Source organism: Lutibacter sp. A64 (assembly GCF_022429565.1).
Taxonomy (GTDB): domain Bacteria; phylum Bacteroidota; class Bacteroidia; order Flavobacteriales; family Flavobacteriaceae; genus Lutibacter.
In genome coordinates, this window is the sequence record NZ_CP092487.1 from 578,372 (window position 1) to 594,731 (window position 16,360).

Annotated in this window: 15 protein-coding genes; 5 read left to right on the plus strand and 10 right to left on the minus strand. The window is 29.5% G+C overall.

The annotated features are described in order from the left end of the window. Positions 1–4 precede the first annotated feature (4 nt). The 6 genes from MKD41_RS02180 to MKD41_RS02205 form a co-directional block, all read right to left on the minus strand. Positions 5–175 (minus strand): hypothetical protein, encoded by a 171-nt coding sequence (locus tag MKD41_RS02180; RefSeq protein WP_240243814.1) that lies wholly within the window; start codon positions 173–175, stop codon positions 5–7. Beyond that, entirely contained in the window at positions 172–1,119 is a 948-nt protein-coding gene (locus MKD41_RS02185; RefSeq protein ID WP_240243815.1) for an isopenicillin N synthase family dioxygenase, read from the minus strand. Before MKD41_RS02185 ends, MKD41_RS02180 begins: the two co-directional genes overlap by 4 nt. Positions 1,120–1,234: 115 nt before the next feature. Next, positions 1,235–1,972: a DUF6048 family protein gene (locus MKD41_RS02190; protein WP_240243816.1), complete on the minus strand. Its 738-nt coding sequence runs from the start codon at positions 1,970–1,972 to the stop codon at positions 1,235–1,237. Then, on the minus strand, positions 1,938–2,396 hold the full coding sequence (locus MKD41_RS02195; RefSeq protein WP_240243817.1) for a DUF6452 family protein: 459 nt from the start codon (positions 2,394–2,396) through the stop codon (positions 1,938–1,940). The genes MKD41_RS02190 and MKD41_RS02195 overlap by 35 nt, the downstream gene beginning before the upstream one ends. 2 nt (positions 2,397–2,398) lie before the next feature. After that, a complete protein-coding gene (gene rlmD / locus MKD41_RS02200; RefSeq protein WP_240243818.1) occupies positions 2,399–3,808 on the minus strand; it encodes a 23S rRNA (uracil(1939)-C(5))-methyltransferase RlmD in 1,410 nt (469 codons plus the stop codon). Positions 3,809–3,881: 73 nt separating this feature from the next. Further along, positions 3,882–4,298 carry a c-type cytochrome gene (locus MKD41_RS02205; protein WP_240243819.1) on the minus strand — a complete coding sequence of 139 codons (417 nt, stop codon included), beginning with the start codon at positions 4,296–4,298 and terminating at the stop codon, positions 3,882–3,884. A gap of 205 nt (positions 4,299–4,503) precedes the next feature. Here MKD41_RS02205 and rocD point away from each other — a divergent pair, with 205 nt between their 5' ends. Further along, positions 4,504–5,745 carry an ornithine--oxo-acid transaminase gene (rocD, locus tag MKD41_RS02210; RefSeq protein WP_240243820.1) on the plus strand — a complete coding sequence of 414 codons (1,242 nt, stop codon included), beginning with the start codon at positions 4,504–4,506 and terminating at the stop codon, positions 5,743–5,745. 65 nt (positions 5,746–5,810) lie between these two features. Here rocD and MKD41_RS02215 read toward each other — a convergent pair whose 3' ends face one another. Together MKD41_RS02215 and MKD41_RS02220 are read right to left on the minus strand one after the other, a co-directional pair. After that, entirely contained in the window at positions 5,811–7,613 is a 1,803-nt protein-coding gene (locus MKD41_RS02215; RefSeq protein ID WP_240243821.1) for a DEAD/DEAH box helicase, read from the minus strand. 91 nt (positions 7,614–7,704) lie between these two features. Beyond that, positions 7,705–9,096, minus strand: coding sequence for a TlpA family protein disulfide reductase (locus tag MKD41_RS02220; protein ID WP_240243822.1), 1,392 nt, complete (start codon positions 9,094–9,096; stop codon positions 7,705–7,707). Between the two features lie 165 nt (positions 9,097–9,261). Here MKD41_RS02220 and MKD41_RS02225 point away from each other — a divergent pair, with 165 nt between their 5' ends. Continuing rightward, the gene (locus MKD41_RS02225; RefSeq protein ID WP_240243823.1) at positions 9,262–10,887 is read left to right on the plus strand and encodes an ABC-F family ATP-binding cassette domain-containing protein; all 1,626 of its coding nucleotides are present in this window, start codon (positions 9,262–9,264) and stop codon (positions 10,885–10,887) included. 228 nt (positions 10,888–11,115) lie between these two features. On the opposite strand, the gene MKD41_RS02230 is transcribed toward MKD41_RS02225, so the two are convergent. Continuing rightward, on the minus strand, positions 11,116–12,336 hold the full coding sequence (locus tag MKD41_RS02230) for an exo-beta-N-acetylmuramidase NamZ family protein (RefSeq protein WP_240243824.1): 1,221 nt from the start codon (positions 12,334–12,336) through the stop codon (positions 11,116–11,118). A 17-nt stretch (positions 12,337–12,353) separates the two neighbouring features. Between MKD41_RS02230 and MKD41_RS02235 the strand changes: the two genes are divergently transcribed. After that, positions 12,354–13,589 carry an ABC transporter permease gene (locus MKD41_RS02235; RefSeq protein ID WP_240243825.1) on the plus strand — a complete coding sequence of 412 codons (1,236 nt, stop codon included), beginning with the start codon at positions 12,354–12,356 and terminating at the stop codon, positions 13,587–13,589. Positions 13,590–13,610: 21 nt separating this feature from the next. Continuing rightward, positions 13,611–14,063: a GNAT family N-acetyltransferase gene (locus MKD41_RS02240; protein ID WP_240243826.1), complete on the plus strand. Its 453-nt coding sequence runs from the start codon at positions 13,611–13,613 to the stop codon at positions 14,061–14,063. Positions 14,064–14,110: 47 nt separating this feature from the next. On the opposite strand, the gene MKD41_RS02245 is transcribed toward MKD41_RS02240, so the two are convergent. Continuing rightward, positions 14,111–15,697, minus strand: coding sequence for a peptide chain release factor 3 (locus tag MKD41_RS02245; protein ID WP_240243827.1), 1,587 nt, complete (start codon positions 15,695–15,697; stop codon positions 14,111–14,113). Positions 15,698–15,840: 143 nt separating this feature from the next. On the opposite strand from MKD41_RS02245, the gene idi reads away from it, so the two are divergent. Beyond that, the gene (gene idi, locus MKD41_RS02250) at positions 15,841–16,359 is read left to right on the plus strand and encodes an isopentenyl-diphosphate Delta-isomerase (protein WP_240244991.1); all 519 of its coding nucleotides are present in this window, start codon (positions 15,841–15,843) and stop codon (positions 16,357–16,359) included. Position 16,360: the final 1 nt, after the last annotated feature.

Genomic DNA, 16,360 nt, shown 5'->3' on the forward strand with positions numbered 1-16,360 from the left:
AGATTTATTTTTTAAGTTTATTCCAAATAAAAAGTAAGGCAGCAAAAAGTTCAAAAACTAAACCAATGGCCATAACTAAATTTGATTGAGGGTTTTTTGTGAATTTTAATATTACACCAGCAATAATTAAAAATACACCAAATGTGAAAAAGGAAATTACTTTTTTTGAAATCATTTTATTAAGCCTAAATCTTTTAAACGTTCCGTTAAAAACTCACCAGCAGTAATATCATCATATACTTTTGGGCGTAATTCATTAATGCATTCTGGTAAGCAATTTAATGACATTTCACTTATTGGATGTGTGAAAAATGGAATAGAATAACGTGAGTTTCCCCATTCTTCTCTTGGAGGATTTACAACTCTATGTATTGTTGAACGTAATTTATTATTTGTAAGACGCTCTAACATATCTCCTACATTTATTACTAATTGCTCTGGTAAAGCAGTAACAGGAATCCATTTTCCTTGTTTGTTTTGAACTTCTAAACCAGATGCCGATGCACCCATTAGTAATGTTATTAAATTAATATCGCCATGTGCTGCAGCTCTAACAGCTCCTTTAGGTTCACCTTGAATAGGAGGGTAGTGGATTGGTCGTAAAATACTATTTCCATTTATGACATATTTGTCGAAATAAAATTCGTCTAAACCAATGTATAAAGAAAGTGCTCTTAAAACATATATTGCTGTCTTTTCTAAATTTTTATAAGCTTCCATTCCAACTTTATTAAAGTTCGGAACTTCTTTAACAATTACATTTTCGGGATATGCTGCTTTTAATTTTTCATTACCAACCACTTCTTGTCCAAAGTGCCAAAATTCTTTTAAATCTCCTACTGTTTTTCCTTTAGCACTTTCTTTGCCAAAAGAAGTATATCCACGTTGTCCACCAATTCCTTCAATAGTATACGATTCTTTAGTAGCTTCGCTAAGTTCAAAAAAACTTTTTACTTCTTTGTATAGGTTATTTGTAAGCTCTTCTGATAAAAAATGACCTTTTAAAGCTACAAATCCAATTTCTTCATAAGCTTCACCAATTTCCTTTATAAATTTTTCCTTTTTCTTGGAATCACCAGATAAAAAGTCTGATAAATCTACACTTGGTATATTTTTCATGTGATAGTATTGTTGTTTAGCTGTAGTATATTAACTTAAATTTAAGTGTACTAAATGCTTTTATAATAAATATCGATTTATTGTTTAAAATTATTATTTCTTAAAAATAATAAAATTATTTAAACTTATTGAGAAGGGGAATATTATAACTTATAGTATAATTAAAACCAACACCTAAGTCATTAGAGAAAACTCTATTAAAACCTGGAATGTATAGGTTTTTAAAATTATTAGGCTCTTTGGTAGTAATCATTTTTTTAACACTAAACTGCATTCCTAAATATAGGTTTTTAAAAGTTTCTACTTTCATTCCAAATAAAAACTCTAACCAATGTGCATTTAAATCTTTAAAATTGGTACCTGCTTCAATTGGATCTGTAATAAAGTAGGTGCCAGACATATTTGGGGTATAGCTATTTAATGTTTGTTCAAAAAAGCTGAAACCATAGCGTGCACCTACATAAATTTGGTTATCCATTCCTTTCCAGTTTTCATAAGCATTAAAATTGGCACCAAGTTTAATAAATGATCCTTTTGTAGTGTAATTTAAATAATCTTCGGTTTTTAGAACGTCTTCAAAACCTAATTCTGCAGCAGCATAGATATTGTCTGAAAGGCGTAAATCACCAGTTATTTCAAATCCTTTGGTATCTTCTTCTAAAAAAGAAATAATTGGTTTGCTAATGTCTACACCAACTCTAATTCCATAACTAACTTTAGTTTTTAGAGAATCTGGAACTATTTCTATTTCTTGTTCTTGTATTTTTTCTTTATCAGTTTCCTGTTCTTGAGCGTATGCAGTAAATTGAATTAAAATACTAATGATAAATATTAATATGTGCCGTTGTGTCATTGTCAATAATTGTGTTATTAATATGATATGATTTAATCCAATTGTTGGTTAAACTGTCTATGGTTAAGTTTTCGAAAACTGCTTTGTAACCACAAGATCTTGAGACAAAAACATCGTTTCTATCATAACTAAAGTATATAGTATCTAATGTTCCTGCAGATGCAATTTGGTATGCAGTTTTGTATGCGTTTAAATCTAATTGAAGAGAAACTGAATCTAGGGTTGTATTGGTATAATCTTCAAGTAGTTCATAATTTATAGCTCTTAAAGAATCAATTAAAATGGTTTTTGTGAGTGTGTCATTTTCAAAATCATAAAATTTTAGCACTAAATTTGGAGTTGTGTTTTCCAAACAAATATCATCTTTTTCACAACTTACAACTAAGATGATTGCTAAAATTATTATTGTAATATATTTTTTCATAATTATTTTAATTCTAAAAGAACTACATTTTCTACATGATGTGTTTGCGGAAACATATCTACTGCTTGTGTTTTAATTATTGTGTATTGTTCTTTCATTAAACTTAAATCTCTTGCTTGCGTAGCAGAGTTACAGCTAACATAAACAATACGTTTTGGTGCTATTTCTAAAATTTTAGCCACAACATTTTTATGCATCCCATCTCTTGGTGGATCTGTAATAATAACATCTGGTTGCCCATGTTTGTTTATAAAACTGTCGTTAAATACATCTTTCATATCACCTGCATAAAACTCAACGTTTTCTATGTTATTTAATTGTGCATTTAGTTTAGCATCTTCAATGGCTTCAGGTACAGATTCTACACCTATTATTTTTTTAGCTTTTTTTGACACAAATTGAGCAATGGTTCCGGTTCCTGTATAAAAATCGTAAACAACTTCATTGCCAGTTAAATTAGCAAAATTTCTTGTAATTTTATACAATTCGTAAGCTTGTGTAGAGTTTGTTTGATAAAATGATTTTGGCCCAATTTTAAATTTTAAACCTTCCATTTCTTCAAAAATATGATCTCTTCCTTTAAATAATTGAATGTTTTGATCGTATAAAGTGTCGTTTCCTTTACTGTTAATTACATATTGTAATGATGTAATTTGAGTAAATTTTTCAGATAAAGCATTTAATAAACCGATGCGTTTTTCGGTATCTTCTTTAAAAAATTGAATTACAACCATAATTTCACCAGTTGAAGAAATACGTAACATAAGGGTACGTAATAAACCAGATTGCTCTCTAGGATTGTAAAATTCTAATCCGTTTTCTATTCCATAATTTTTAATAAAATTACGTATATCATTAGAAGGGTCTTCTTGTAAATGACATTTGGAAACATCTAAAATTTTATCCCACATACCAGAAATATGAAATCCACAAGCATTTCTGTTGTCAATTTCTTCGTCAGAGTTTATTTCATCTAAGGTTAGCCAACGGCTGTTAGAAAAAGAAAATTCCATTTTATTTCTATAGAAGTAGGTTTTTTCACAGCCTAAAATAGGAGTTACTTCGGGCAAGTCTAAATGTCCAATACGTACAAGATTGTTTATAACTTCATTTTCTTTGTAGGTTAATTGGTGTTTATAGTCCATGTTTTGCCATTTGCAACCACCACAATGTTCAAAATGTTCGCAAACAGGTGTTGTTCTTTTATCGGAATATTTATGAAATTTTATTGCAGTTCCTTCAAAATAAGCTTTTCTTTTTTTACCAGTTCTAATGTCAACAACATCTCCAGGAACGGTATTTGTTAAAAAAATAACACGTCCGTCTGGGGCTTTAGCAATAGTTTTACCTCTTGCTCCAGCGTCTATAACTTCTATGTTTTCAAAAATAAGTTGTTTCTTTCTTCTTGCCATGTTGCAAATGTAATATTTTAGCACAAAAAAAGCACCTCTAAAAGAGATGCTTTTAATTAAATTGTTGGGTGTATTATTTTACACTTCTCATATATGCAGCAAGTGCAGCTAATTCGTCGCCAGTTAAGTCTTTTACAAAACCATCTAAGTTAGCTTTCATAATAGCTACTTGACCTGGATCAGTATCAACAATTGCAGGAGATTCTCCTTTTAAGAATTTAACAAGGTTTCCTTCTTTTTCGTTATAAACTTTTACAATTTCTTTTATAGAAGGACCAATAACTTTAGTATCTGCTTGGTGACAAGTTGTACACGTTTTATCTGTAAATAATTGCTTACCTAAAGCAATGTTATCAACAGCATCAGCTACTTTTTCTTGTACTGCTTCTACTTTTGTTTCAACTTCTTTTTTTACTTCTTCTTTCTTTTTATCACCACAACTTGTAAATATTGCAGCAACTAAACCTAATGCTAAAACCGATTTTTTCATTTTTTTTTGTTTAAATATGATCGTAACAAATTTATTCAAATATTTTTAACCAAATGTGATTTTTATAACATTTTTATTCTGTTTTGGGTTTTGTTTAATGAAGTGCTGAAAATATCAGTAGATATTTTGTAATTTGCGATTAAATTAGGATGATTTCTCTCCTTAAATGAGGAATTGATAATTTTTAATTTAGAATTTTATTGAGATGATTTCAGAAAAATTAACATCACAACAAGCAATTGATTTCGAAAACCAATATGGAGCACACAATTACCATCCGTTACCAGTAGTTTTAAGTAGAGGAGAAGGTGTATATGTTTGGGATGTAGAAGGAAAAAAGTATTACGATTTTTTATCTGCTTACTCGGCAGTTAACCAAGGGCATTGTCACCCTACAATTATTAATGCTTTAACTCAACAAGCGAGTAAATTAACACTAACATCGCGTGCATTTTATAATGATATATTGGGTAATTACGAAAAATATGTAACTCAGTATTTTGGTTTTGAAAAAGTATTACCAATGAATACTGGTGCAGAAGCTGTTGAAACGGCTATTAAATTATGTAGAAAATATGCCTACGAGAAAAAAGGAATTCCAGAAAATGAAGCACAAATTATAGTTTGTAAAAATAATTTTCACGGACGTACAACAACAATTATTTCTTTTTCTAATGATGAGGATGCACGTAAAAACTTTGGTCCGTTTACTGCAGGATTTATAAAAATTGAATATGATAATTTAGAAGCTTTAGAAAATACATTAAAAACCACTAAAAACGTTGCTGGTTTTTTAGTAGAGCCAATTCAGGGTGAAGCAGGAGTTTATGTGCCTTCTAAAGGTTATTTAGCTAAAGCAAAAGCTTTATGCGAAAAATACAAAGTACTTTTTATTGCTGATGAAGTGCAAACAGGTGTGGCTAGAACAGGTAAATTGTTAGCTGTAAATCATGAAAATGTAACACCAGATATTTTAATTTTGGGAAAAGCTTTAAGTGGAGGTGTATATCCGGTTTCAGCAGTCTTTTCGAATACTGAAATTATGAATGTTATTAAACCTGGTCAACATGGATCTACTTTTGGTGGTAATCCGTTGGCTTGTGCTGTTGCAATTGCTGCTTTAGAAGTTGTAAGAGATGAAAAATTAGCTGAAAATTCTGAAGTTTTAGGAGCTCTTTTTAGAACTGAAATACAAAAATTAGTTGAATCTAGTGATTTAGTAAACTCTGTACGCGGTAAAGGATTATTAAATGCTATTTTAATTAATGATACCGAAAAGAGTTCTACAGCTTGGGATATTTGTATAAAATTAAGAGATAATGGATTGTTAGCAAAACCAACACACGGAAATATTATTCGTTTTGCGCCGCCATTGGTTATGAATAAAGAACAATTGTTAGATTGTGTTGAAATTATTAAAAAAACAATATTAGAATTTAAAATTTAGTTGTTTTAAAATTAGAACATAAAAAAAAGCGGCTTAAAAGCCGCTTTTTTTATAAAATATATTTTTTATCCTTTTCTTCTTCTTGAAGAGCCGTTAGAATTATCGCGTTTTCTGCCAAAACCGCTAGTGTTTCCACCTTCTTTACGGTCTTTACTACGTCTTCTTCCGCCACCGCTTCGGCTGTTTTCATTTTTACCACCATCTCTTCTTCTTCGGCCACTTCCGCTACCGCCTCTGCCAGATCGTTTTTTTTCTGTAATTTCAACATTTACGCCTCTGCCTTCAAAATTAACATCGTTTTCTTGGAAAGAAGCAATGGTTTCATCTTTATAATTTTTATCTAATTCAAAAAATGAGAAGGTGTCTAAGATTTCAATTTGACCAATTTCTATGTTTTTTGCAATTTGTTGATCGTTAATTAAACCGATAAGTTTTGCAGGGTTTAATCTGTCTTTTCTTCCAATATTTATAAAGAAACGAGTCATATTTTCATCATCTCTTCTTTTTCCTCTGCTATCTCTATCGTTACCTCTCATTTGATCACTGTCATTTAAGTCAGGAGCATTTTCATAATAAGAAAGAAAAGTATTAAATTCTAAAGAAACAAATCGTTTAATTAATTCTTCACGACTTAAATCTTCTAATTTTTCATAAATAGAAGGTAAGAAATCGTTAATTTCAGTTTCATTAACTTTAATGTCGTGAACTTTATCAATTAATTTAAATAATTGATTTTGGCAAATTTCTTTTCCAGTAGGAACGGGAGTGCTTATAAATTTTTTTCCAATAATTCTTTCAATTGGACGTAATTTTCCTTTTTCTCTACCTGTAACAATTGCAATAGAAATTCCTTCTTTACCTGCACGTCCAGTTCTACCACTACGGTGTGTGTAAGATTCTATTTGATCTGGTAATTTGTGGTTAATTACATGTGTTAAATCATTAACATCTAACCCTCTAGCAGCAACATCTGTAGCTACTAAAAGTTGTAAATGTTTTTTGCGGAATTTTTCCATAACGCTATCGCGTTGTGCTTGAGATAAATCTCCGTGAAGTGAATCTGCGTTGTAACCATCTTTAATTAATTTATCTGCAATTTCTTGAGTTTCTCTACGAGTTCTACAAAAAATAATGCTATAAATATCAGGATTTACGTCTGCTATTCTTTTTAATGCAGCATATCTATTTCTTTCTGAAACAACATAATATTGATGAGAAACTTGATCTGATCCTTTATTTTTTTCACCAGAAGTAATCTCAACTGGTTTGTGTAAGTATTTTTTAGCAATGCTTTCTACTTCTCTTGGAAATGTTGCAGAAAATAATAAAGTTTGTTTTTCTTCTGGAGTAACAGCAAGAATTTTATCTAGTTCATCTTTGAAACCCATATTAAGCATTTCATCAGCTTCATCTAAAACTAACCATCTTAAATTGTCTAGTTTCAATTGTCTTCTATTAATAAGATCAACTGTTCTACCAGGAGTGCCTACTACAATTTGAGCACCTTTTTTTAGTTTTCTAATTTGTTCTTCAATATTAGCACCACCATAAACTGCTGCTACATTACACCCTTTAGAGTATTTTGAAAATTCTTCAATATTATTTGCAATTTGAAGCGCTAACTCTCGTGTTGGCGATAAAATTATAGCTTGTGTGTTTTTGCTTCCTAAATCAATTTGTTCTAAAATTGGTAAGCTAAACGCTGCTGTTTTTCCTGTACCTGTTTGTGCAAAAGCTTTTAAATCATCTGTTGATGCTAGTACTTGTGGAATTGCTTTTGATTGGATTTCTGTAGGATTTTCATATCCCAAATCGGTAAGAGCCTTAATAATATCTTTATTAAGACCTAATTCTTTAAATGTCGACATTCTGTATATATTATTGATTTACAGACGCCCATCTATAAACCGGTTAAAAACGTGCAAAGGTACACTTAAAATCGATGCGAAGCATTAAAAATTAATTTTTTTCTAATTTATTTAATTCAGAATTAAACTTTTGGCTATCTAAATAGGTAAATCCATTGGTTACTATTCCTTTGTTATTTACCATAATTGTTCTTGGGTAACTACTTGTAAGATAGTTGTGTGCATAACTATTCTTAGTAAGTTTAAATTGGTTATTAAGGTCTAATAAATTTAAATCTGGGTCTGAGGTAAATGCTCTCGAGTTTGGCTGCATATTTATACCAACAAACAGTATTTTAGGGTGTTTTTTTACTAAATAATTAATTCTTTTGGTTAAATATTCTAAAGACATATGCTCTGCCGACCAAAAATAAATAACAGTATTATTGTTTTTTATAACCTTTTTAATATTTAAGATAGAATTGTTATAAGATTCAATTTCAAAATCTTGTAAAGGCTCTTCATTTAAAACATATTTGCTGTCGTTTACTAAATTTTTTACTTGTGTAAGGTAAGTTTCATCTGTACAGTTATCTAAAAATATATTTAAAGTTTCTTTATTAATAGAGCAGGTAGATTCACTCTTTAAAAAATCTTCTATTACAATACTTTTTAATAGTGCATTTTTAAAATCTTCAAGTTTTACATTTTCTACTATTGCATTTAATAAGTTTATAGTAATGTCTGATTTAGTACTATCTTTTTCTTTTTGTTGGTAACTTAAATTAAATAAGTAGTTAATTACATAGTTTCTATAAGGGTAAAAAGATAAAAAATTAGCTTCGTTTAAATTTACTTGTTTTCTGTAATTGTAAAAATCAGATGAAATATCTGGGAAATTTTTTAATCTATGTGCTCTTTTATAATACAAAGGGTATAGTTCCTTTAATCTATAAAGAGGGTAATGTATAGCCGTATTTGTTAATTTTTGAAAACCCGTAGTAATGTTTTCTCTGTTTTTAGAGAATTCATTATAAATGGCTTGTCTTTTTTTAGCAAGCGAATCTATTTTAAATTGAAAATCAGCTTCATTTAAATAAAAATATCGAAACATTTTGGCTTCTTCTTTTTCATTTTGTAAAAATAAATTAATTAAAAACTCATTTTTACTGCTTCCTCTACCTGAATAAACGATAGATTCATCAAAATCCCAAGTATTTAGGCGTACTAAAATACTATCACTAGGCTCTATGTATACATATTGAAATTCGTTTGCATGTTTAAATGTATATAAACCTTCTTCAAAATTTTTATATTCGGCAATAAACCTATTGTCTGGTTTAAGAGGTAGCGTGTCTATTACTTTGTCATTTTTTAATAATAGAACAAAATTTGTTCTAGGATTTACTACTTGACCTCCAAAATAGGTTAACGAATTATTTCTTTTAGTTGAGTTACAACTAAAAAGAAAAAGGGTTAATATAGAGCTTATTAAATATTTCATAATTATATGAATTCTCTACAAAAATACATACAACTTTAGGTATTGCTTGTTAATAAGGTGTTAAATCTAAACATAAAACAATCTAAAAAGATTACTTAGAATTAAATGTTTATAGTAAATCTATTTTAGTACTTTTGCAGCGAATTTTAAAAAATAAAAATTACAATGCTTTCAGTATCAAATTTATCTGTTCAATTTGGAAAACGTGTTTTGTTTGACGATGTAAATACAAAATTTACAATTGGTAATTGTTATGGAATAATTGGCGCAAATGGGTCTGGTAAATCAACATTTCTAAAAATTATTTCAAATAAAATAGAACCAACTTCAGGTCAAGTTCACTTAGAACCTGGAAAACGTATGTCGGTTTTATCTCAAGATCACTATGTTTTTGATGAATTTCCTGTTTTAGATACAGTGATGATGGGAAACAAAAAACTATATGATATTAAAAATGAAATGGATGCCATATATGCTAAAGAAGATTTTTCTGAAGCTGATGGTGTAAAAGCTGGTGAACTAGGAGCAGAATTTGAAGAAATGGGAGGTTGGAACGCAGAAAGTGAAGCTGCAACCTTATTGTCTTCTTTAGGAATTAAAGAAGAAATGCATTATACTTTAATGGCTGAATTAGATGGTAAATCTAAAGTAAGAGTGCTATTGGCACAAGCTTTATTTGGAAATCCAGATGTGTTAATAATGGATGAGCCAACAAACGATTTAGATTTTGAAACTATTGGTTGGTTAGAAAACTTTTTAGCAAATTACGACAATACTGTTATTGTAGTATCGCATGACCGTCACTTTTTAGATGCAGTTTGTACTCATATTTCAGATATAGATTTTGGAAAAATTACACATTATTCTGGTAACTATTCTTTCTGGTACGAAAGTAGCCAGTTAGCTGCAAAACAAAGAGCGCAACAAAGTAAAAAAGCTGAAGATAAAAAGAAAGAATTAGAAGAATTTATACGTCGTTTTTCTGCCAATGTTGCTAAATCTAAACAAGCAACAAGTCGTAAAAAAATGATTGAACGTTTAAATGTAGACGAAATTAAACCATCGAGTAGAAGGTATCCTGCAATTATTTTTGAACGCGAAAGAGAAGCTGGAGATCAAATATTAAATGTAGAGCATTTATCTAAAGCTACCGAAGAGGAAGTTTTATTTAATGATATTCATTTTAATTTAAATAGAGGTGATAAAGTAGCATTAATTTCAAAAAATTCTAGAGCTGTAACTGCTTTTTATGAAATTTTAAATGGAAATACTAAAGCAGATTCTGGTAAATTTCAATGGGGAGTTACTACATCACAATCATATTTACCATTAGATAATTCAGAATTTTTTACTGATGCTAATTTAAACCTAGTAGATTGGTTACGTCAATATGCTAAAACTGAAGAAGAGCGCGAAGAAGTTTATTTAAGAGGATTTTTAGGTAAAATGATTTTTAGTGGTGAAGAAGCACTAAAACAATGTAATGTGCTTTCTGGAGGTGAAAAAGTGAGATGTATGATGAGTAGAATGATGATGATGAGAGCTAATGTTTTAATGTTAGATGAACCTACAAATCACTTAGATTTAGAGACAATTCAAGCATTTAATAACTCTTTAAGTAATTTTAAAGGAACTGTTATTTTTACAACACATGACCACGAATTTGCGCAAACAGTAGCAAACAGAGTTATAGAAATTACGCCAAAAGGTGTTATAGATAGGTTTACTTCTTTTGATGAATATTTAGAAGATCCTAAAGTTAAGGCACTTAGAGAGAAAATGTATAAGTAAACTACAACTAGTGTTGAACGTTTAAAAGTAGAGCGTTTAATAGTTTACTAGAGACTGTCTAGAAAGTAGTATTTCGTCAACCTGAATTAAATTCAGAAAGGCGATGTCTTTTTAGACAGTCTCTTTTTTTGTCTTAAATTTTATAATTTAAACTTAGTTATTTTTGATGGCTGAACTGTTTTGAAGCCATTTTAAGTCACAATTATAAAGAGAAAAGAATATAAAACTTTATTTATAGATTAAATACTTTGCTCTTATTTTTTTAAAATCTTCAATTGCTGGTTGCCAAGAAGCGTGAATTTCTTCAGCAGTTAATCCATTTTTTAATTGTTGTTCTAGTTCTAAATTTCCTGCGTGTACCGTAAAAGTTGCTCCAAAGAATTTTTCAGTTTTAGGCGTTTTGTTATAAGCATCAACCAAATATTCAATATTTACAGAATTTAATTTCTCTAGATCTTTTAAATTTACACCGTAGCATAATTTACCTTTATGTTTTGGTGATTTTGACCCAAAGTTAGGTTGAGGAGTATAGCTAAAATCACTTTTAGGAAAAAATGGTGCGCCATATTGTTGAAATTGATTTTCAGTTCCACGTCCTGCATTTATTATTGTTCCTTCAAAAAAACCTAAGCTAGGATATAAATTTATGGATTGATCGTTTGGTAAATTTGGTGAAGGGCGAATTGGTAAATGATATGGAATTTGGTGTGTGTAATTTTTTAAAGGAATCACTGTTAAATCGCATTTAACATTGTTTTTTAGCCAATTTTCACCATTTATCATTTTAGCATATTCGCCAATTGTCATTCCATAAACCAGCGGAACAGGGTGCATACCAACAAAACTTTTATGTTCCATCTTTAATGTTGGTCCATCTACATAATGCGCATTAGGGTTTGGTCTGTCTAAAACCATTATAGGAATATTATTTTCTGCACAAGCTTCCATAATATAATGTAAGGTAGAAATATAGGTGTAAAAACGTACACCAACATCTTGAATGTCGAAAACAACCAAATCAATATCTTTTAATTGTTCTGCGGTAGGTTTTTTATTTTTTCCGTATAATGAAATAATTGGAATTCCTGTTTTTTTATCTACGCCATCATCAACAAGTTCAGCAGCATCGGCTTTTCCTCTAAAACCGTGTTCAGGAGAAAATACTTTTTTAATAGCTATATTTAGCTGAAATAAACTGTCGACTAAATGTGTATAATTATTGTTTTTTAATAATACCGAAGTTTGGTTGGCAACAATAGCAATGTTTTTTTGTTTTAAAATAGGTAAATAAAGCTGTGTTTGTTGCGCCCCAGTTACTATTTCTTTTGAAGAAATTTCAGTAGTTTTTGCTGTATTTGATTTGTTATTAGCGGTATTTGTTTGTCCACAGGAAATCAAACTAAAAAACTGCAAAAAAACTAATAAGAAATATGTATTTTTGGTCGACATAGAAATAAAATATAAAATTGAATTACGAATTATTTATAGCAAAACGTATTATTGCTGCTAAGCAATACAAAAGTAGCATTTCATCTCCAATAATAAAAATAGCAATTAGTGCAATTGCTGTTGGAATTATTGTTATGATGATTGCCATTGCAACAGGTTTTGGATTACAAGAAAAAATACGAGAAAAATTATCTGGATTTAATGGACATATTCAAATTACTAATTTTGATAATAATAACTCTGAAATAACATTAGTCCCTATTTCTAAAAATCAAGATTTTTATCCAGAATTTAAAAATGTTGGAAATATTAAAAAAGTACAGCCTTATGCTACAAAAGGAGGGATTATAAGAACAGAAACAGATTTTGAAGGGATTATTTTAAAAGGAGTTGATAAGGATTACGATTGGACCTTTTTTGAAGAATATTTGGTTGAAGGAATTATACCTGATTTTACAAATAATGTAACAAATGATGTGTTAATTTCTAAAGAAATTTCTAACAGACTGCATATAAACTTAGGAGATACATTTAATGTTTTATTTGTTAAAGATGATCCTTCAAAAGCACCTTGGTTAAGAGTTGTAAAAGCTGTTGGAATTTACAATTCTGGATTTCAAGATTTTGATGAAAATTTTGTTATTGGAGATATTCGTCATATTCAAAAAATGAATAGATGGGCTGCAGATGAAGTAGGCGGTTTTGAAGTGTTAATTGCTAATTTTGATGAAATAAACTTAAAAAGCAACCAAATTTATAAAGAAACAGCATCAACATTAAATAGCCAAAGTATTATTGAAAAATACCCAGGAATATTTGAGTGGATAAGTCTGTTTGACAATAATATATACCTTATAATTATAATTATGGTTTTGGTTGCAGGTATAAATATGATTACTGCTTTGCTGGTTTTAATTTTAGAAAGAACACAAATGATTGGTATTTTAAAAGCCTTAGGAAGCACCAATGTAGGTATTAGAAAGGTGTTTTTATACAATGCAGGTTATTTAATTTTAAAGGGACTTTTTTGGGGTAATTTAATAGGTTTAAGTATTTTATTAGCTCAAAAATATTTTGGATTTATCACTTTAAATTCAGAAACATATTATGTTAGTGAAGCTCCAGTTTATTTAGATGTAGGGTATATAATTTTACTTAATATTTGTACGCTTTTATTGTGTTTATTAATGCTAATTGTACCTACCTTATTAATAACTAAAATAGATCCTGTAAAATCTATTAAGTTTGAATAATAATTTTTAATTTTAATAAGAATGGTGTTTAGAAAAGCAACTGTAAAAGATGTTTCTAAAATTGTTGAAATAATTGCAGATGATAAACTTGGTGTAAAAAGAGAGCATTTTACAAATCCTTTAGCAGAATCGTATTTTGAGGCTTTTAAGGTAATTGATGCAGATAAAAATCAAGAGCTTATGGTTGTTGAAGATGAAAATTCTGAAATTGTTGCAACATTTCAATTGTCATTTATTCAATACCTAAATTATTGCGGCGGCTTAAGAGCGCAAATAGAAGTTGTTCAAGTTAGAAAAGATAAAAGAGGCTTAGGTATTGGCAAACAAATTTTTAAATGGGCTATTGCTCGTTCAAAAGAAAAAAAAGCATTTTTACTTCAGCTAACAAGCGATAAGAAAAGACCAAAAGCTATAAAGTTTTATGAAAGTTTAGGGTTTAAAGCTTCTCATGAAGGAATGAAATTACATTTTTAACCCTTTCAATTATTCAACATGAATTCTTTCTAACTTTTTAACTAAACTTAAAACTCACTGGTAAAGTGTAGTTTAACTGTTGGATATTTGCTTTGCGTCATTTGAATTGTAAATGCAGAATCTGCTAAAAATACCAATTGTCCTTGTTTATCTTTAGCCAAAAAGCGTTGTTTTACTCTCTTAAACTCTTTAAATTCTTCATTTTTAGGGTTTTCAGGACTTACCCAACAAGCTTTATGTACAGGAAGATTTTCGTAACTACATTTAGCACCATATTCGTGTTCTAAACGGTATTGGATCACTTCGTATTGTAGTGCACCAACGGTGCCAACTATTTTTCTTCCGTTTAAATCTAAGGTAAATAATTGCGCTACACCTTCATCCATTAATTGGTCTAAACCTTTGTAAAGTTGTTTAGATTTTAAAGGATCGGCATTGTTTACATAACGGAAATGTTCAGGAGAAAAACTTGGAATCCCTTTAAAGTTTAGTATTTCACCTTCTGTTAATGTATCTCCAATTTTAAAGTTTCCTGTATCTTGTATCCCAACAATATCACCAGGAAAAGATTCATTTACAATTTCTTTCTTTTCTGCAAAAAATGCATTTGGACTAGAGAACTTCATTTTTTTATTTAAACGTACGTGCAAATAAGGAGCGTTTCGTTTAAAAGTTCCAGATACAATTTTTATAAAAGCCAATCGGTTTCTGTGGTTAGGATCCATATTTGCATGGATTTTAAATACAAAACCAGCTAATTTTTCTTCTTTAGAATCAACCAAACGTTCTTCAGATTTTTTTGGTTGAGGAGATGGCGCAATTTCAATAAAACAATCTAATAATTCTTTTACTCCAAAATTATTTAATGCAGAACCAAAAAACACCGGTTGTAATTGACCTTTTAAATAAGCTTCTTTATCAAAATCTGGATATACTTCGTCTACAATTTCTAATTCTTCACGTAGGTTTTCGGCCCATTTTTCGCCAATAATAGAATCTAATTCTGGATTGTTAATATCTGTAAATTCAACACCTTCAGAAACAGTTTGTTTATTATCTCCAGAAAAAACATTTATTTTCTTTTCGTATATATTATAAATACCTTTAAAATCGTATCCCATACCAATTGGGAAACTTAGCGGACAAACTTTTAAGCCTAATTTTTGCTCAACTTCATCTAACAAATCAAACGCATCTTTACCTTCACGGTCTAATTTATTTATAAAAACTATCATTGGTATATTACGCATTCTACATACTTCTACCAATTTTTCAGTTTGTTCTTCAACACCTTTTGCAACATCAATTACAACAATTACGCTATCTACAGCGGTTAAAGTTCTAAATGTATCTTCAGCAAAATCTTTATGTCCAGGTGTATCTAAAATGTTTATTTTTTTGTCTTTGTAGATAAAAGCCAATACAGATGTGGCTACAGAAATTCCACGCTGACGTTCAATTTCCATAAAATCGGAAGTTGCTCCTTTTTTAATTTTATTATTTTTTACAGCACCAGCTTCTTGTATAGCGCCACCAAATAATAATAATTTCTCTGTTAATGTTGTTTTACCAGCATCTGGATGCGATATAATTCCAAAAGTCCTTCTGCGTTGTATTTCTTCTAAAAAAGCCATTTATAAAATTTTGAGGTGCAAATATAAGCTATTCTTATTGAAAGATTGAAGTATTGAATAATTCAAAATAGAAGATTTTTTCAACTTTTAAATCTTTTAGTTTTGAATAATCTTTTTGTAGATTTGTGACAATTCAAATAAGTATGATGGAAGAGCAAGTAATATTAGTAAACGAAAAGGATGAACAAATTGGTTTAATGCCTAAAATGGAGGCTCATGAAAAAGCACTTTTACATAGAGCATTTTCTGTATTTGTATTTAATGATAAAAACCAATTAATGTTGCAACAACGGGCAGCAGATAAATACCATTCGCCATTATTATGGGCAAATACTTGTTGTAGCCATCAACGAGATGGAGAACGTAATATTGAAGCCGGAAAAAGACGTTTGCAAGAAGAAATGGGCTTTGTTTGCGAATTAGAAGAAAAAACATCATTTATTTATAAAGCTCCGTTTGATAATGGTTTAACAGAACATGAATTAGACCATATTATGGTTGGAACTTATTCAGAAGATCCAGTAATAAATAGGGAAGAAGTAGCGGCTTTTAAATGGATGACTTTAGAAGAGGTAAAAGAAGATATTTCACAAAAACCTGAAATCTATACAGAATGGTTTAAAATTATTTTTGAAAAATTTTACGAATTTTTACAATTGTAAT